General features: G+C 67.2%; 17 protein-coding genes and 1 tRNA gene. 7 read left to right on the forward strand and 11 right to left on the reverse strand.

Going from position 1 to position 17,356, the window contains the following annotated elements; translation table 11 throughout:
• The first annotated feature begins 10 nt into the window (after positions 1-10).
• From A9974_RS01000 to A9974_RS01010, 3 genes are read left to right on the forward strand one after another with little or no spacing between them, the layout of a single operon-like run.
• Entirely contained in the window at positions 11-1,516 is a 1,506-nt protein-coding gene (locus A9974_RS01000; protein WP_183002337.1) for an AMP-binding protein, read from the forward strand.
• Positions 1,513-2,301: a citryl-CoA lyase gene (locus tag A9974_RS01005; protein WP_183002338.1), complete on the forward strand. Its 789-nt coding sequence runs from the start codon at positions 1,513-1,515 to the stop codon at positions 2,299-2,301. The genes A9974_RS01000 and A9974_RS01005 overlap by 4 nt, the downstream gene beginning before the upstream one ends.
• The gene (locus A9974_RS01010; protein WP_183002339.1) at positions 2,298-3,119 is read left to right on the forward strand and encodes an SDR family NAD(P)-dependent oxidoreductase; all 822 of its coding nucleotides are present in this window, start codon (positions 2,298-2,300) and stop codon (positions 3,117-3,119) included. The genes A9974_RS01005 and A9974_RS01010 overlap by 4 nt, the downstream gene beginning before the upstream one ends.
• A 153-nt stretch (positions 3,120-3,272) precedes the next feature.
• Here the strand turns inward: A9974_RS01010 and A9974_RS01015 are convergent, their stop codons facing one another.
• Positions 3,273-4,070 (reverse strand): MetQ/NlpA family ABC transporter substrate-binding protein, encoded by a 798-nt coding sequence (locus A9974_RS01015; RefSeq protein ID WP_183002340.1) that lies wholly within the window; start codon positions 4,068-4,070, stop codon positions 3,273-3,275.
• 178 nt (positions 4,071-4,248) lie between these two features.
• Between A9974_RS01015 and A9974_RS01020 the strand changes: the two genes are divergently transcribed.
• On the forward strand, positions 4,249-5,322 hold the full coding sequence (locus A9974_RS01020) for a DUF6817 domain-containing protein (RefSeq protein ID WP_183002341.1): 1,074 nt from the start codon (positions 4,249-4,251) through the stop codon (positions 5,320-5,322).
• 33 nt (positions 5,323-5,355) lie between these two features.
• On the opposite strand, the gene A9974_RS01025 is transcribed toward A9974_RS01020, so the two are convergent.
• The 5 genes from A9974_RS01025 to hemA form a co-directional block, all read right to left on the reverse strand.
• Positions 5,356-5,919 (reverse strand): UbiX family flavin prenyltransferase, encoded by a 564-nt coding sequence (locus A9974_RS01025; protein WP_025138455.1) that lies wholly within the window; start codon positions 5,917-5,919, stop codon positions 5,356-5,358.
• A gap of 4 nt (positions 5,920-5,923) precedes the next feature.
• Positions 5,924-6,250 carry a Grx4 family monothiol glutaredoxin gene (gene grxD, locus A9974_RS01030; protein ID WP_006391696.1) on the reverse strand — a complete coding sequence of 109 codons (327 nt, stop codon included), beginning with the start codon at positions 6,248-6,250 and terminating at the stop codon, positions 5,924-5,926.
• 172 nt (positions 6,251-6,422) lie between these two features.
• Positions 6,423-7,250, reverse strand: coding sequence for a peptide chain release factor N(5)-glutamine methyltransferase (gene prmC, locus A9974_RS01035; protein WP_183002342.1), 828 nt, complete (start codon positions 7,248-7,250; stop codon positions 6,423-6,425).
• Between the two features lie 14 nt (positions 7,251-7,264).
• Positions 7,265-8,347, reverse strand: a complete 1,083-nt coding sequence (gene prfA, locus A9974_RS01040; protein WP_183002343.1) for a peptide chain release factor 1 — start codon at positions 8,345-8,347, stop codon at positions 7,265-7,267.
• A gap of 84 nt (positions 8,348-8,431) precedes the next feature.
• A complete protein-coding gene (hemA, locus tag A9974_RS01045) occupies positions 8,432-9,706 on the reverse strand; it encodes a glutamyl-tRNA reductase (protein WP_183002344.1) in 1,275 nt (424 codons plus the stop codon).
• A gap of 266 nt (positions 9,707-9,972) precedes the next feature.
• Between hemA and A9974_RS01050 the strand changes: the two genes are divergently transcribed.
• A tRNA-Phe gene (locus A9974_RS01050) sits at positions 9,973-10,048 on the forward strand.
• Positions 10,049-10,122: 74 nt separating this feature from the next.
• Here the strand turns inward: A9974_RS01050 and A9974_RS01055 are convergent.
• Both A9974_RS01055 and A9974_RS01060 read right to left on the reverse strand, forming a co-directional pair.
• A complete protein-coding gene (locus tag A9974_RS01055) occupies positions 10,123-10,731 on the reverse strand; it encodes a LysE family translocator (protein WP_183002345.1) in 609 nt (202 codons plus the stop codon).
• Positions 10,732-10,861: 130 nt separating this feature from the next.
• Positions 10,862-11,338 carry an Lrp/AsnC family transcriptional regulator gene (locus tag A9974_RS01060; RefSeq protein WP_183002346.1) on the reverse strand — a complete coding sequence of 159 codons (477 nt, stop codon included), beginning with the start codon at positions 11,336-11,338 and terminating at the stop codon, positions 10,862-10,864.
• A gap of 192 nt (positions 11,339-11,530) precedes the next feature.
• Between A9974_RS01060 and A9974_RS01065 the strand changes: the two genes are divergently transcribed.
• Positions 11,531-12,175, forward strand: coding sequence for a LysE family translocator (locus tag A9974_RS01065; RefSeq protein WP_183002347.1), 645 nt, complete (start codon positions 11,531-11,533; stop codon positions 12,173-12,175).
• A gap of 19 nt (positions 12,176-12,194) precedes the next feature.
• Positions 12,195-13,094: an EamA family transporter gene (locus A9974_RS01070; RefSeq protein WP_183002348.1), complete on the forward strand. Its 900-nt coding sequence runs from the start codon at positions 12,195-12,197 to the stop codon at positions 13,092-13,094.
• A 52-nt stretch (positions 13,095-13,146) separates the two neighbouring features.
• On the opposite strand, the gene A9974_RS01075 is transcribed toward A9974_RS01070, so the two are convergent.
• The 3 genes from A9974_RS01075 to A9974_RS01085 all read right to left on the reverse strand — a co-directional run bounded on the left by A9974_RS01075 (position 13,147) and on the right by A9974_RS01085 (position 17,201).
• Positions 13,147-14,130, reverse strand: a complete 984-nt coding sequence (locus A9974_RS01075) for a tripartite tricarboxylate transporter substrate binding protein (protein ID WP_183002349.1) — start codon at positions 14,128-14,130, stop codon at positions 13,147-13,149.
• Between the two features lie 108 nt (positions 14,131-14,238).
• Positions 14,239-15,024: a 2-oxo-tetronate isomerase gene (gene otnI / locus A9974_RS01080; protein WP_183002350.1), complete on the reverse strand. Its 786-nt coding sequence runs from the start codon at positions 15,022-15,024 to the stop codon at positions 14,239-14,241.
• Positions 15,025-15,188: 164 nt separating this feature from the next.
• Complete coding sequence (locus A9974_RS01085) at positions 15,189-17,201, reverse strand: TonB-dependent receptor domain-containing protein (RefSeq protein WP_255467956.1); 2,013 nt, start codon at positions 17,199-17,201, stop codon at positions 15,189-15,191.
• Positions 17,202-17,356: the final 155 nt, after the last annotated feature.

Raw genomic sequence — 17,356 nt, forward strand, 5'->3', positions numbered from 1 at the left:
GGAGTAGAGGGTGTACCCGATCGACTTTTTCTTCCGCGCCGCCGAGCAATACCCGGACCGCGTGGCGCTGGATGCGCCCGAGGGTCAGGTGACGTATGCACGGCTGGCCGCGGACGTGCGGGCGCTGGCGGCCGCGCTGCAGGACCTGGACCCGGCGCCGCAGACCCGCGTGGCCCTGTGCGCCGGCAACTCCAGCCGCCATATCCTGGCACTGCTGGCGGTGCTGGCCAGCGGCAAGATCTGGGTGCCGCTGAACTATCGCAGCACCGCGCGCGAAATCGGCCGCATCCTGGATGCCACCGAACCATCGATTGTCATCGTCGATGCGGCCGGCGAACCGCTGGTGCCCGCCGGCGTGGGCCAGCGCATCAGCCTGGGGCCTGACGCAACCGGCACTGCCGTGGATACGCTGCTGGCGCGCGGCGCCAGCCGCGAGCCGCTGCGCCACGCCTTGCCGCGCGAGGCCACCCAGGCCATCAAATTCACCGGCGGCACCACCGGCCTGCCCAAAGGCGTGATGCAGCCCTATCACGCCTGGAACGCCGGCATCATCAACCAGATCACCAGCTGGGGGCTGACCCCCGACGACCGCTATGTGGTTGCCGCGCCCGTCACCCACGGCACGGGCACCTATCTGCTGCCAGTGCTGGCCAGCGGCGGCGCGCACGTGCTGCTCGATGCCGCCACGCCCGCGGCCATCACCGCGGCGTTCCGTGAACGTGGCGGCACGCTGAGCTTCATGCCGCCCACCCTGATCTACATGATCATGGCGCAGCCCGGCGTCTCGCGCGCCGACTTCCCGCGGCTGCGCAACCTGATCTATGGCGGCGCGCCCATGCCGCCCGAAAAAATCGAACGCGCGCGCGACTTCTTCGGCCCGGTGCTGGGCACCACCTATGGCCAAACCGAGGCGCCGCAGATCGTCACAGTGCTGCGGCCCGCCGACCTGGAAACGCCCGCAAACCGCGCCTCGGTCGGCCGCGTCACCTGGCTGTCGGACGTCGCCATCATGGCGCCGGACGGCGCGCTGCTGCCACGCGGCGAGATCGGCGAAGTGGTGGTGCGCGGCGACCTGGTGATGTCCGGCTACTGGCGCCTGCCCGAGAAAACCGCCGAAACCATTGTCGACGGCTGGCTGCACACCGGCGACACCGGCCTGATCGACACGCGCGGCTATCTGTTCCTGAAAGACCGGCTGCGCGACGTCATCATCACCGGCGGCTTCAACGTGTACCCCGTGGACGTCGAGAACGCCCTGTCCGCACATCCGGCGGTGTACGAATGCTCGGTCTTCGGCCTGCCCGACGACAAATGGGGCGAAGCCGTCCACGCCGCCGTGCAATTCCATCCCGGCGCGGCCGCCGACGCCGACGCGCTCAAGGCCCACGTGCGTGCCTTGCTCGGCCCGGTGGCCACGCCCAAGCAGATCCATATCCACGCCAGCCTGCCGCGTTCGCCCGTCGGCAAGGTACTGAAAAACGCCGTGCGCGACGCGGCTCTGAAGGAGACGCCATGAACACCCCCGAAACCCGCCTGTGCGCCCATCATCTGACCGGCATGTCGTACCGCGATGTCGACCTAGTTGAGGACCTGATCGGCAAGAAGAGCTTCACCGACGTGATGATCATGCAGATCCTGGGACGCGAAGCGCGGCCAGTGGACATACGCATCGTGGACGCCGTGCTGGTCACGCTGATGGAACACGGCATGACGCCCAGCGCCATCGCCACGCGGCTGATCTACATGAGCGCCCCCGAAAACCTGCAGGGCGCGGTGGCGTCCGGCCTGATGGCGGTGGGCAGCCAGTTCGTGGGCACCATGGAAAACTGCTCGCGCCTGTTGGACCGCATCCGCCAGGCCGCCGATGGCGCATCGGAAGCGCAGGCGATCGCCCGCGAATTCCGCCAAAGCCGCCAGGCGCTGCCCGGCTTCGGCCACCACCTGCACAAACCCGACGATCCGCGCTCGATCAAGCTGCTGGCGCTGGCCGAGGCCGAGCCGGATCTGCCGGGCGACTCGCTCAAGGCCTTGCGCCTGCTGGCCTCGGCGGTGAACGCGGTCTACGGCAAGCACATCACCATCAACGCCACCGGCGCGGTGGCCGCGCTGCTCAGCGAAATCGGCGTGCCCACGGCGCTGATGCGCGGCTTTGCCGTCATCTCGCGCGCCGCCGGCCTGGTGTCGCACATCGCCGAAGAGCAGCAAAGCCCCTCCGGCCGCTACATCTGGGAAACCATCGACCACGCCATTCCGTATGTCGGCAAGGGCAAGTCGCACCAGAACGGCGGGGGCGCGTCATGACACCCGCGCCCGCGACACCCGGCGCCCGCCTGGCGGGCAAGGTCGTGCTGGTGGCGGGCGCCGGCGCGTCGGCCGCCGGCTGGAGCATCGGCAAGGCCAGCTGCGTGACGCTGGCGCGCCAGGGCGCCGCCATCGTCGCGCTGGACGCCAGCCTGGCGGCGGCCGAAGATGCGGCGCACGAGGTCGCGCAGGCCGGCGGCAGCGCCCTGCCGGTGCAGGCCGACGTGGCCGACCCGGATGCCATGCAGGCGGCGGTGGATGCGGCGCTGCGCCGTTATGGGCGCATCGACGCGCTGCAAGCCAACGCCGGCATCGGCCAGGTAGGCGGCCCGGAAGACATTTCGCTGCCGGACTGGGACCGCATCCAACGCGTCAACGTCACGAGCCTGCTTATCGCCACGCGCCTGCTCGCGCCGCTCATGCGCGCCCAGGGCGGCGGCGCCATCGTGACCGTGTCTTCCGTCGCCGGCATTCGCTACACCGGCTATCCACACCTGGCCTACAGCGTCAGCAAGGCGGCCGTGATTCATTTCGCGCGCATGGCGGCCCAGCAATACGCCGCCGATGGCATACGCGTGAACACGGTGATTCCCGGGCTGATCGACACGCCGCGTGTGGCCAAGAACGTGGCGCGCATGTTCGATGCCGACGACCTGCAAGCGGCCCGCGCGGCGCGCGACCGACAGGTGCCGATGGGCCGCATGGGCACGCCCTGGGAGGTCGCCAACGCAGTGGCGTTCCTGATGTCGGACGAGGCCTCCTACATCACCGGCACGGAATTGCTGGTCGATGGCGGACTGACGGGCAAGTACGCGTAGGGCTGGGCACAAAACGCGGCAAGCGCCGAAGGCACTCAGCGCTCGAAAGTCACGCCGATGGCGGCCAGCTCGCGCCGGATCTCGCCGGCCTCGTCGATGCGGCGGCCGGGTCATCCTGCGGATAGATCGTCAGCGAGGACATAGGCGCAGCGTCTACCAGGACGTGGTGTACGCGCCAGGGAACTGCTTGGCCACGAACGCCTTCACTTCCTCGGACTGGTAGGCCTTGATGAAACGCGCGACGCGCGGGTCGTTCTTGTTGTCTTCACGAGCGGCGATCACCACAGCCGCGAACGGGGCGTCCTTGCTTTCCAGCGCCAGCGCGTCCTTGGCGGGCGACAGGCCGGCCGGAATCGCGTAAGCCGAATTCACGGCGGCGGCGTCCACATCCGCCAGCGAATGCGGCAGCTGCGCCGCTTCGATCTCGACGAACTTCAGGTTCTTGGGATTCTCGACCACATCGAACAGCGATGCCGTCACGGTCACGCCGTCCTTCAGCTTGATCAGCTTGGCGGCCTGCAGCACCAGCAGCGCGCGGGCCCCGTTGGTCGGGTCGTTGGGGATCGCCACCTTGGCACCCGGCTTGAGCTCGTCCAGCGACTTCACGCGCTTGGAATAGATGCCCATCTGCTGCACCACCGCCGTGGCCACCGGTACCAGCTTGTAGCCGCGCGCCTTGTTCTGCGATTCCAGGAAAGGCTTGTGCTGGTAGATGTTCAGGTCCAGTTCCTTGGCATCCAGCGCGGCGTTGGGCTGGATGAAATCGCTGAACTCCACCAGCTTGACCTTCAGGCCCTGCTTGGCGGCCACCTGCTGCACCACTTCGCCGATCTGTGCATGCGGGCCGACGGTCACGCCGACCTTCAGTTCGGCGTCCTGCGCCAGGGCCGGCGCGGCGGCGGCGAATCCGATAAAAGTGGCAAGGGCGGCCAGGGTGTGGCGTAGGCGCATGAAAAGTCCCGACGAGGCAAACGAGTAAAGGAAGCCCCGGATTCTAGTGACCGCGCTTCAAAACCGGAAGCGATGAATTTTCATATTTATATGCATGAACGCATATAAGACGCGCCGCCATGACAAGCCTGCGCCAGCGCGACACAATAGCGGCTGTATCCCATTACCTGCTACGCCCATGTCCACCCCTACCGACCTTCATCCACACGCCCGCGCCCTGCTGGCCGACCACTACGCCGCGGTAGATGCCGACCTGCCCGTCCTGCTCGACCTGCTGTTTGCCCGCAGCGCTGGCGAAGACTGGCACAAGGCCGGCACCTTCAAGCATCACCTGCTGGGCGTCTACCGCACCCTCACGCTCTGGAACCAGCCGCGCGAAGTCCGCCTGCTGGGCCTGTTCCACAGCGTCTACGGCAACGAATACGTCGACCTGACCCTGTTCGACCGCGAACGCGAGCGCAACACCCTGCGAGACGTGCTGGGCGCCGAAGCCGAAGAATGGGTCAGCCTGTTCTGTGCCATGCCGCGCACCAAGTTCGTCCAGGCCGTGCTGCAGGGCCAGGGCGCGGGCCCCGATGGCCTGACGCTCGAAAGCGCCGACGGCCAGGTCTTCACCTTCACGCCGCGCCAGGTCGCCGCCTTCATCGTGGTGTCGGCCGCCGACATCGGCGAACAATGGCACAGCTGGCAAGACGAAATCTTCGCCGGCTATCCGCAGCAGCAGCGCCGCGATCTGAAGACGAACTGGGCCGCGTCGCTGTGGCCGGGGCCGCTCAAGCCGCCGTCAAACATCCTGTCGATGCTGTCGCACCTGCTGGCACCGCTCGCCACGCTGCCGGCGGGCACCGGCATTCCCGTGCCCCCCGCCTTCGACCACTGCCGCGCCACGCTCACGCCGCGCGACGAAGCCGCCGCCAGCGCCCTGTACTGGCAGGTCGTCACGCGTATGCAACCGCTGACCGAAATGGACAGCGCCCGCCACATGCTCGAAGCCGCGGTCGAACACAATCCGTGGGTGGGCGAGCCGCGCCTGCTGCTGGCCCAGCTTGCCTTGACGGCTGGCGACTTTGACGCGGCAGAGCACCATGCCACGGCAGGCTTGGCCGCGCTGCAAGCCTGGGGCACCGCCTGGGACAAGCGCATCGAATGGGCTGGTTGGATGGCCTGGGCGCGTATCGAATTGCAGAATGCGCGCGCCCGCCGCTGGCCCGAGAACCTGGCCGCGCTGAACGGGCTGGGACTGGTCGAATAGATTTTGCCGCAGCGGCGCTGGCCGCCGCGCCACTTACTTCGTGCCTTCCCAGTGCGGGCCAGGCACGTGGATATCGAACAGTTCCAGCACGCGGGCCACGGTGTGGTCCACCATTTCCTCGATGCTGGCGGGGCGGTGATAAAACGCCGGCAGCGGCGGAAACACGATGCCGCCCATTTCGGTCACGGCCGTCATGTTGCGCAGGTGCGCCAGGTTGAAGGGGGTTTCGCGCACCATCATCACCAGGCGCCGGCGTTCTTTCAAGGTCACGTCGGCCGCACGGGTGATCAGGTTATCCGACAGGCCGTGGGCCACGGCCGCCAGCGTGCGCATCGAACACGGCACAATGACCATGCCCGCCGTCTGGAACGCGCCGCTGGCCAGCGTGGCGCCCACGTCGCGCACGCTGTGCACGTGGTCGGCCAGTGCGTAGACATCATGGCGGCTGACATCGAGCTCGTGCTTGATGTTCAGCACGCCCGACGCCGACACCACCAGGTGCGTCTCGACATCGTCCACGCCGCGCAGCGCCTGCAGCATGCGCACCGCGTAGAGAGAGCCCGTGGCCCCCGTGATGCCGATAACCAGACGCCTCACGGGATCAGGCCGTGGCGCCGGATTGCTCCAGCAGCGTCTTCAGTTCGCCGGATTCGTTCATCTCGTTCATGATGTCCGAGCCGCCGATGAATTCACCAGCCACATACAGCTGCGGAATCGTGGGCCAGTTGGAGAATTCCTTGATGCCCTGGCGGACTTCGTCGTCCTCCAGCACATTCACGGTGACCAGCTTCTTCACGCCACAGCCCTTGAGGATCTGGATGGCCTTGCCGGAAAAGCCGCATTGCGGGAACTGGGCAGTGCCCTTCATGAACAGCACCACGGGGTGCTGGGTCACGGTTTCGCGGATGAATTCTTGAACGTCGCTCATGGTGGTCTCTTGGACAGGCATAACGGAATACGCCAATTATAGGTACAGGCGGCAAAACCGCCCCGAATCCCCCCGCCCGGATCCGGAAATGGGGCGGCCGGCAGTTACAAATCGGCCGGGCGGCGCCGGGGCCAAGGGCAGCGAGTCCCCCGAGGCAGCGCCAGATCCCGCGTCAGCGGCGGCTCGGCCAGCGCCCACCGGAAATACGCTCGATGCCCGCCAGGTCATGGCGGCTGTGCACGTCGTCAAAGCCCGCCGCCGCTAGCAGCGTCCGCACCGCCTCGGCCTGGTCCCAGCCGTGCTCTATCCACAGCGAGCCACCCGCCTTCAGATGGCGATGCGCGCCTGCCACGATGCGGCGCAGGTCTTGCAGGCCGTCGGCCTCGTCCGTCAGCGCGCCGCGCGGCTCGAAGCGCACGTCGCCCTGGCCCAGGTGCGGATCGTCGCTGGCGACATAGGGCGGATTCGACACGATCAGGTCAAAGCCCTCGCCCGCCGGCACGGCGTCGTACCAGCTGCCTTCCACGAAGCGCAGCGATGCCGTCAACTCCCAGGCGTTGGCGGCGGCCACCGCCAGCGCCTTGGCGCTGACGTCGCTGGCCATCACCCGCGCATCGCGGCGCGCCAACGCGATGGAAATCGCGATCGCACCGCTGCCGGTGCCCAGGTCCAGCACCGCGGGCGCGGCCAGTCCGGCCACGCATTCCAGCGCCGTTTCCACCAGCACCTCGGTATCGGGACGTGGAATCAGCACGTCGGGCGTCACCCGGAACACATGCCCCATGAACTCGCGCTGGCCCACCAGATACGCCATCGGCTCGCCCGCCAGGCGGCGCTGTGCCAGCGCCTCGTAGGCCGTGGCCGTCTCCGGCGTCAGCGGATCGGTATCGTGCGCCAGCAGCCAGGCGCGCGGCTTGGCCAGCACGTGTTCGAGCAGCATGCGCACTTCCAGGCGCGGCAGGCGGTCGTCCAGCAGCAGGCTCTTGATCTGGGCGGTCATGGCGGCGCGGCGCGTCAGAGGTCGTCGCCCAGCGCCGCCAGCTGCTCGGCCTGGTGTTCGGCGATCAGCGCGCCGGTCAATTCCTCGAGGTCGCCTTCCATGATCTGCTGCAGCTTGTACAGCGTCAGGTTGATGCGGTGGTCGGTCACGCGGCCCTGCGGGAAGTTGTACGTGCGGATGCGCTCGGAACGGTCGCCCGAACCGATCAGGCTCTTGCGCTCGGCCGCTTCCTTGCTTTGGCGCTCGCGGGTTTCCTTGTCTTTCAGGCGCGCGGCCAGCACCTGCATGGCCTTGTCCTTGTTGCGGTGCTGCGAGCGGTCGTCCTGGCATTCCACCACCAGCCCGGTCGGCAAGTGCGTGATGCGCACGGCCGAATCGGTCTTGTTGATGTGCTGGCCGCCGGCGCCGCTGGCGCGGAAGGTATCGATGCGCAGGTCACTGGCGTTGATCACGATTTCCGACGCCTCGTCGGCCTCGGCCATGATCGCCACCGTGCAGGCCGACGTATGGATGCGGCCCTGGGCTTCGGTCGCGGGCACACGCTGCACCCGGTGCGCGCCCGACTCGAACTTCAGGCGGCCGTAGGCGCCATCGCCGTCGATGCGCGCGATCACTTCCTTGTAGCCGCCCAGTTCCGACGCGCTTTCGGACATCAGCTCGACGCGCCAGCCGCGCTGCTCGGCGTAGCGCGTGTACATGCGCAGCAGGTCGCCCGAGAACAGCGCGCTTTCGTCGCCGCCCGTACCCGCGCGGATTTCCAGGAACACGCTGCGTCCGTCGTTGGGGTCGCGCGGCAGCAGCAACAGCTGCAGCGCCGCCTCCAGAGATTCCAGCTTGACGCGGCCGGTCTTGATCTCGTCCTCGGCCATCGCCTTCAGTTCGGGGTCCGACAGCATTTCCTGGGCCGCCGCCAGGTCTTCCTCGCCCCGCACGAAGGCGTTGAACGCCTCGACCACGGGCTCGAGCTCGGCGCGTTCGCGCGACAGCTTGCGAAAGCGGTCCATGACGGACGCGGTTTCCGGTTCGGCGAGCAGCGCGTCCACCTCGATGAGGCGGTGGCACAGATGCTCCAGCCGGCTACGCATGGAAGATTTCATAAGGGGGGTATCAAGGGGAAAAACGACATGGCGGGCGCCCACAACACGAACGCCCGCCGGGAAGCGGGGCGTGGGACAGCGCCGCTAACGGCGCGAGTCGCGGCCGGGGAACAGGCGCGGCATCCAGGCAAGCAGTTGCTTGCGGTCGTCGCCTTCGCTGCGGTTCAACGCCGCCAGCGGACCATGCAGGTACTTTTGGGTCAGGCCGTGGGCCAGCTGTTCGAGCACGGCCTCGGGCGATTCGCCGCGCGCCAGCAGGCGCCGGGCGCGTTCAAGTTCGGCGGCTTGCACATCTTCGGCGGCCTGGTGCAGGTCGCGAATGACGGGCACCACTTCGCGCGATTGCATCCAGTGCATGAAGCCCTGGACGCGCGTTTCGATGATGGCCTCGGCCTGCACGACGGCGGCGCGGCGCGCGTCGGTGCCGGTTTGCACCAGGCGGCCCAGGTCATCCACGGAATACAGGTAGACGTCGTCCAGGCGGCCGACTTCGGGTTCGATGTCGCGCGGCACGGCCAGGTCGATCATGACCATGGGGCGGTGGCGGCGCAGGCGCGTGGCCCGTTCCACCATCCCCAGCCCGAGGATGGGCAGGGAGCTGGCCGTACAGGAAACGATCACGTCGAATTCGGACAGCCGGTCGGTCAGGTCCGACAGCTTCATGGTGCTGGCCGAAAAACGGTTGGCCAGCAGTTCGGCGCGTTCGGCCGTGCGGTTGGCCACCACCATGCTGCGCGGACGCTGCGCGGCAAAGTGCGTGGCGCACAGTTCGATCATTTCTCCCGCGCCGATGAACAGCGTGCGGGCCTGGTCCAGATTGCCGAACACGCGTTCGGCCAGGCGCACCGCCGCGGCGGCCATGGACACCGACTGCGCGCCAATGGCGGTTTGCGATCGCACTTCCTTGGCCACCGAGAAGGTGCGCTGGAACATCTGGTGCAGCAGCGTGCCCAACGCGCCCGCCTCGCCGGCGGCGCGCACGGCGTCTTTCATCTGGCCGACGATCTGGGTTTCACCCAGCACCATGGAATCCAGGCCGCTGGCCACGCGGAAGGCGTGACGCACGGCGTCGTCTTGATGGTGATGGTACAGGTGCGGACGCAGGGTGCCGGCATCCAGGCGATTGTGCTCGGCCAGCCAAGCGGGCAGCTTGTCGGCCACGTGGCCGTCGGCGGCGCAATAGATCTCGGTACGATTACAGGTCGACAGGATGGCCGCTTCGCGCACCGATCCGCCAAACGCAGAACGCAGGCCTTCGAGCGCGGGCTTGACCAGATCAACGGGCATGGACACGCGTTCGCGAACCGAAACCGGCGCGGACGTGTGATTCAGACCGAAGGCGAGGACAGCTACCGACATGTAAAGGACGAGGCCGTGAGTAATAAGAGCGGTGGTCCCTGCGGTCATGCGGTACAGCACGCATGTAACAGCAGACCGCTAACGATTATACCCCTGCGGGTTATCCCCGGACCAACCGGCCCTTCGGCCGCGACCTTGGGTCGCACCCTGGCGTGCCTTGCGCCCAACAAATCGCCGCCTCTCGCAACCGATGCGAAAAATATTTGAAGTTTTTTCGCGCTGACTGGCACAAGTCCAAAAAATTGTGTATAGTTGCGGACTTCGTTGGCCTGGTAGCTCAGTCGGTAGAGCAGAGGATTGAAAATCCTTGTGTCGGTGGTTCGATTCCGCCCCAGGCCACCAGAATTAAAAAGCCCGGCTCCAAGGAGCCGGGCTTTTGCATTGCGGCCGCTGAAATCCAGACCCATCCAAACCCATCAAGACCCCGGCAAGGCAACGCCCATCGCGGCGAACAGGCCACCGCACACCTTATTGAACCGCCGGCCGCTGCGTTCGAGCCACGGCCGCACGCGATGCGCCAGGCGCGCCAACACGTACTCCACCAAAAACTCGATCACCGCGAAGGTGGCCGCCATGATCACGAACTGCGTGAACAGGCTGCGCGCCGGGTCGATGAACTGCGGCAGGAACGCGCCGTAGAACAGCAGCGCCTTCGGGTTGGAGATGGCCGACAGGAAGCCCTGGCTGAACATGCGCGTGCCGCGCAGGCGAGGCGCGTTCGGCGCCGGACGCAACTGCACGGCGGGCGCGCGCCATAGCTGGATGCCCAGCCAGATCAGGTAAGCGCCGCCGGCCGACTTCAGCACCGTCAGCGCCGGCCCCCACGTCTTGAGCAGCGCACTGATACCCAGCATCGACAGGGCGATCAGCAGAATGAAACCCACCGCGCCGCCGGCGATGGTGCACAGCGCCTTGCGGTGGCCATGCAGGGCGCCATGGGTCAGCGCGAGCAAGGTGTTGGGGCCTGGCGTGACCGACAGGCCGGTCACGGCAACCAGGTAGATCAGCCAGCTATGCAATGCCATGGCGAGATACGCGAAAGAGAAACGGGAAGCGGCCAGTCTAGCGCTGCCCCGGCGTGCGGGCAATGACGCGGAAACCGCAGTGCCTGCCCTCTGGCATGCGACCGCCCAGGCCTGGCGCGCCCACCCCGAACTAGCCCTCTTCCGGCCGCCCCATCGGCACGGTCAAGCCGTACTTCACGCGGCTCATCACCACCAGCGTGGAAAAGCGCTTCACGTTGGGGTCGCCCCAGAAGTGACGCTGCGCGAAGACGTCGTATTCCGCCATGTCGCGCACGGTGATGGTGACCACGAAATCGACCTCGCCCGTCACCGCCAGGCATTGCATGATCTCGGGCGCGTTCTGCATGGCCCGCTTGAAGTGGTCCAACTTGTCGGCGCGTTCGCTCTCCAGCGACACCAGCACCATCATCATGATGCCCCGGCCCACCGCGGCCGGGTCCACCACCGCCACGTCGTTCAGGATCACGCCGGATTCGCGCAGCCGCTTCATGCGGCGCAGGCACGACACGGGCGAGAGGTTCACGCGTTCGGCCACTTCCTGGCTGGTGCGTTGGTTGTCTTCCTGCAGGCTTTGCAGGATCTGTAGGTCGAAATCGTCTAGTTCCATGAGGCTCTCGGACTGCGGCGGTCCAGGCGGCGCTGGCCTGTCCAAGGATTCTAATCGGGCGCGCCGCGCGATCCGCCGCGATTTCGACGGGAAACTTCATTTCGGACCCGCCCGGTGCAGGAAATAATCAGCCGGCTTGCTTACACTGGGAACCCTCTGGCCGCCCTCGCGGTCAGGCGCAGCCCGACTCCCATGCCGTCACTCCAGCTTTTCCTGCTTTTCCTGGCCGCCGACGCGGCGCTCAAACTCACTCCCGGGCCGGACATGGCGTTGACGCTGTCGCGAGGCATGACGCAGGGATTCCGCCCGGCGTTCCATAGCGTGCTGGGCAACGTCGCGGCGGGGTTCATCCAGGTGCCCGCCGTGGTGCTGGGGCTGGCGTCGGTGCTGCAGGCGTTTCCGACGCTGTTCCTGGCCATCAAGGCGGCCGGCGGGCTGTACCTGGGGTATCTGGGCGTCAAGGCCATGCTGCGCTGCGCCCGCGATGCCGATGTCTCCCTGGCCGCGCGCCCCGGCGATGCCCGCGACGCGTTCTGGCAGGGCTTCATGACCAATCTGCTGAACCCGAAGGTGCTGCTGTTCATGATCGCCTTCCTGCCCCAGTTCACCACGCCCGACAACGGCCCGGTCTGGATCCAGATGCTGGTGCTGGGCGTCACCATGAAGGCGCTGAGCCTGCCCTACGGCAGCTGCTTCGCCTACGGCGCGTCCCGCATCCGCGGCTGGGTCGGGCGCAACCCCTGGTTCTTGCGCATGCAGCAAGGGCTGCTCGGCGCGATCATGCTTGCCCTGGCGCTGTACGTGCTCTCCGTCACCGCCTTGACCCTGAACCCCTGACCTTTGCAGATGTAGCACCATGACTGCCGCCACGATCGACCACGGACGCAATGCGTCCGCCTCCACCCTGATGCCAACCCTGTCGCTGATCGCCGCCATGGCCTCGCTGTGCGTGGGCACGTCGTTCGCCAAGTCGCTGTTTCCGGAAGTGGGCGCGCAGGGCACCACGGCCTATCGCATCGTCATCGGCGCGATCATCCTGGTGGCCTTCTGGCGCCCGTGGCGCTTTCCGCTGACCCGCGTCAATGCCGCCAAGATCGCGCTGTACGGCGTGACGCTGGCGTGCATGAACCTGCTGTTCTACATGGCGCTGCGCACCCTGCCGCTGGGCGTGGCCATCGCCATCGAATTCACCGGGCCGCTGACGCTGGCGGTGGTGCTGTCGCGGCGTGCGATCGACTTCGTCTGGATCGCCTGCGCGCTGGCCGGGCTGGTGCTGCTGATTCCCACCGGCCAATCGATGCACGACCTGGACCCCGTCGGCATCGCATTCGCGCTGGGCGCCGCCGTCTGCTGGGCGCTGTACATCGTCTTCGGCAAAATCGCGGGCAACGTGCACGGCGGCCAGGCGACGTCGCTGGGGCTGGTGGCGGCGACCATGGTCGCGCTGCCAGTGGGAGCGGCCCACGCCGGCATGGCGCTGCTGGACCCCAAGCTGATCCTGGCCGGCATCGGCGTCGGCATTCTGTCCAGCGCGCTGCCCTATTCGCTGGAAATGGTGGCGCTGCGCCGCCTGCCGCAAAAGACCTTCGGCGTGCTGCTCAGCATGGAGCCCGCGATGGGCGCCCTTGCCGGCGTGATCGTGCTGAACGAGCACCTGTCCAGCACCCAGTGGCTGGCGATCTGCGGCATCATCATCGCGTCCGCCGGCTGCGCCGCCACGGCCCGGCGTCAGAACCGCGCAGCCGCGGCAGGATAACGGCAGGGTCAAGGCCGGGCCGCCACGCGGCGCCGGCCCGCCCGCCGCGCCATCAATCCACCGAAATATTTTTCTGCCGGATAACGGCGCCCCAGTTGGTGTATTCCTGGTGCGCGTAGTCGAAGAACGCCTGCGGCGTGCTGCCCATGGGCTCCATGCCCTGCAGCTTCAGTTGCTTGATTACCTCGGGGGACTTCAGCGCCGCCTCGATCGCGCGGCTGAGCTTGTCGACCACCGCCTTAGGCGTACCGGCCGGCGCCACCACGCCTTGCCAGGCGGTCGCCTCGAGCGGCGGGCCGCCCGATTCGCCGAACGTCGGCACGTCGGGCAGCTGTTCCGAACGCTGGATCGCGGGCACCGCGATGGCGCGCAACTTGCCCGCCTGGATCAGCGGCCGCGCCGCGGCCAGGTCGGCCATCATCAAGGGCACCACGCCCGAGGCCACGTCCTGCAATGCCGGCGGCGTGCCCTTGTAGGGAATGGCCACGGCCTTGCCGCCGAACATAGACAGGAACAACTCCATGGCCAGGTGATGCGGGCTGCCCACGCCCAGCGAGGCGTAGCTGGCCTGCTTGCCACGGGTCAGGAAGGCCATCACCTCGGGCATGTTGTCCAGGTCGGACGAGGGCGACGCGACCAGCACGATGGGCAACGCCACCAGGGTCGATACAGGTTTCAGGTCCTTCCAGGGATCGTAGGGCAGCTTCTTATACAGCCACGGGTTCAGCGCCAGCGTGCTCATGCCTGCAGTCATCAGGGTGTAGCCGTCGGGCGCGGCCCGGGCGGTTTCCTGGGCCGCGACAATGGTGGCCGCGCCCGGGCGGTTTTCCACCACCACGGGTTGGCCCAGCGTTTCGCCGACATGCTTGGCCACGATGCGGGTGGCCAGGTCGCTACCGCCCCCGGCACTGAACGGCACCAGCCAGCGGATCGGATGGTCGGGAAATTCGCCAGCTATCGCGGACCCGGCGCCGGCAGCCAGCGCCACGGCGGCTGCGGTTCCCAGCGCGCGGCGAATAAAGCCTCTTCTGGACATGCGGTTGTCTCCTGATGTTTTTATATAGTTAACACATTAATTATATTTCGGCGGACCACGCCGTTGGCATCCGGAAAGACCATTACGGGCGCATCGGACAGCGGCGGTCTACCCGCGCGCGGCGGCCAGCCAGCGCAGGCCGGCCGAGGTGCCGGCCGCGGGCCGGTATTCGCAGCCGATCCAGCCGCTGTATTCCAGCTCGCGCAGCACCGAGAAGACCCAGCCATAGTCCAGTTCGCCACGGTCGGGCTCGTGGCGCAACGGCACGCCGGCGATCTGCAGGTGGCCAACCCGCCCCGTGGGCAGGTATTGGCGCAATTTGGCGGTGATGTCGCCTTCGACGATCTGGCAGTGGTACAGGTCCATCTGCACTTTCAGGTTGGGTGCGTTGACGGCCAGCACTACGTCGTGCGCCTCATCCTGCCGGTTAAGGAAATAGCCCGGAATATCGCGGGTATTGATGGGTTCGATCAGCACCGTCACGCCCGCCGAACGCGCCTGGCGTGCGGCCCAATCCAGGTTTTCCCGGTAGCAATCCAGCAGTTCGGCGCGCGCCACGCCTTCGGGCGCCAGGCCCGCCATGACATGGACCTGCGCGCAGGACAGCGCGGTGGCATAGCTCAGCGCCTGCTCGATGCCGGCGCGGAACTCGTCCTGCCGGCCCGGCAGCGCGGCCAGCCCGCGTTCGCCGCGCGAGGCGACGCCGGGCGGCGCATTGAACAGAACTTGCGATACGCCGGCGGCATCCATGCGCTCGCGCACGAAGGCGGCCGGCGCCTCGTAGGGGAACATGCATTCCACGCCCGCGTAGCCGTCCGCCGCAGCGGCCGCATAGCGGTCCAGGAACGCGTGTTCCGTGTACATCATCGACAGGTTGGCGGCGAATTTCAGCATGGCGGTTTCCGTAGCGGGCGGTATGCGTGGAAATTAGCACACCTGCCCGCCATGCTGGACCGCGGACTCGCGGGTCCGCCACGCGCCGCGGCCATCGCCGGGCGCATGGCCCGGCGGTATCGCCTAGGGCCTGTTCACGCTAGAAGAGGCCCCTCGCACAGGCCCTAGTACGTCAGGCGCATGCCCAGCATCACGCTGCGGCCCGGCAGCGGCGCCACCGACGAGATGAACGACGCGTGGTTGTACGCCAGCTTGTTCAGCAGGTTGGTACCGCGCAGATAGACTTCGTAGCCCGTCGCGCCGTAGCGGCCGCGGTAGGCCACCACGGCGTTGACCAGGTTGTAGCCCGGCGTGCTGCTTTCGTACGAGGCGATGTCCTTTTGCGAGAACACGCGCGCGTACTCGAGGCCGCCCGACCACTGCTGCCACTTCACGTTGCCGCGCAGGCCCGCGCGCGCCGCCGGAATGCGCGGCAGGTTGCCGTCGCCGCCGGTCAGCTTGCCGCGCACGTAATCGCCGAACACCGCGGCCGAAAACACCGGTGTGAACTGATGGCGGATTTCGCCTTCGACGCCAGTGAATTCGGCATCGCGCTGCGTGTATTCGATCAGGCGGAAATCCTCATAGCGATCCAGCGTGTCCGCATAGATGTAGTTCTTGACGCGGTTGTGGAACACACTGGCCGACAGCGTCGTGTCGCCCGAATGCTTGCGCAGGGTCAGGTCGATGTTGTGCGAGGTCTCGCGGCCCAGGCCCGCGTTGCCCAATTCATAGGTGTTGGTGGCCAGGTGCACGCCATCCGCATATAGCTCCTGCGCGGTCGGCAGGCGCTGCGAGCGCGACAGCGACAGGGCCACCGAATACTGCGGCGCGAAATCCCAGATGGCGGCGGCGGACAGCGACGTGCCCGACAGGCTGCTGCGCGACGCGCCGCCCGACGGCGAGATGCGCTGCCAGTCCTGGCGCGCGCCCACCTCGAAACGCCAGTCGTTCAGCTGGTATTCCTCCAGCACGAACAAGCCGTTCGAGCGGGTGCGACTGCGCGGCAGGAAGGCTTCCTCGCCATCGGCGCGGAAGTCGCTGTAGGCATTCTGCACACCGATCACGCCGCGCCAGCCGGCTATCGGCTTGTGCTGCAGCTCCACCCTCAGGTCGTAACCCTTGTTCTTGAAACGGGTGCCGACCTGGCCGCCTTCGATTTCCTCGTGCTGATAGTCGGTCAGGCCGCCGCGCACACGGATCTTCTCGAAGCCCGCGAACGGGTCCTGGTATTCGGCGCGCAGGTCCAGGCGGTCGCTGCGCAGCTTCACGTAGGGCACGCCGCCGTGCTCATGTTCATGGTCGTGATCGTGCCCTTCTTCCTCGTCGCCATGATCATGGCCGCCGCAATGCAGGTGCGTGCCGTGCGGGTGGCAGCCTTCGTATTCGTGGTTGTGGCCGGGCAGGCCATACTTGCTTTCCAGGTGCGTGAACGCCAGGCCGACATAGCCGCGCGGTGTAATCCACGACAGGCCCACCGAGCCCTGCGTCGATTCGCTGTAAGAACCGGCCAGCTTGCCGCCGGGCCAGTCCGGCACGTCGTAGTCGCTGGTTCGCCGCTTCATGCCTTCCACCCGCACCGCGAACTGGCCTTCGCCGGCGGTGATGCCGATGGCGCCCGCGCGTTCCTTGGTGCCGGTGGCGCCGCGTAGTTCCGCTTCCATTTCCACGCCCTTGTCCGGCACGGCGGTGGGGATCTTCTTGTCGATCACGTTGACCACGCCGCCGATGGCGCCGCCGCCATACAGCAAGGTGGCCGGCCCGCGCAGCACCTCGATGCGTTCGGCCAGCAGGGGCTCGACCGTCACCGCATGGTCGGGCGAAATGCCGGATGCGTCCATCACGTCGGAGCCGTCGGACAGCACCTTCACGCGCGGCGCCGTCTGGCCGCGGATCACGGGACGGCTCGCGCCGCCGCCGAAGGTGTCGCTATTGACGCCCGGCAGGCTTTTCAGGGACTCGCCCAGGGTGCCCGCGCGGCGTTCGATCAGTTCGTCGCCTTCCAGCACGGACGCCGGCAGCATGGTGCTGTTCAGGTCCAGGCCCAGCGGGTTGGCCGACACGGTAATCGGCGCCAGGGTCTTGGCGCGGTTGGAATCCGCCTCGGTTTCGGCCTGCGCCATCGGCGCGGCCAGCATCAAGGAACACATCAGGGGCTTGAGCGTCCCCGAGCGGCCGAGCCGCCGAGCCTTGGCCTTGCCACCTTCCCGCTTGCCGTCTTCCCGTGCAGTCCCCAGCGTTTTGCCTTTCATCGTTACTCTCTTGGATGTTATATCATTACAAATAGCTGAAG

The organism is Achromobacter sp. UMC71 (assembly GCF_014170305.1).
Lineage (GTDB): Bacteria > Pseudomonadota > Gammaproteobacteria > Burkholderiales > Burkholderiaceae_B > Achromobacter.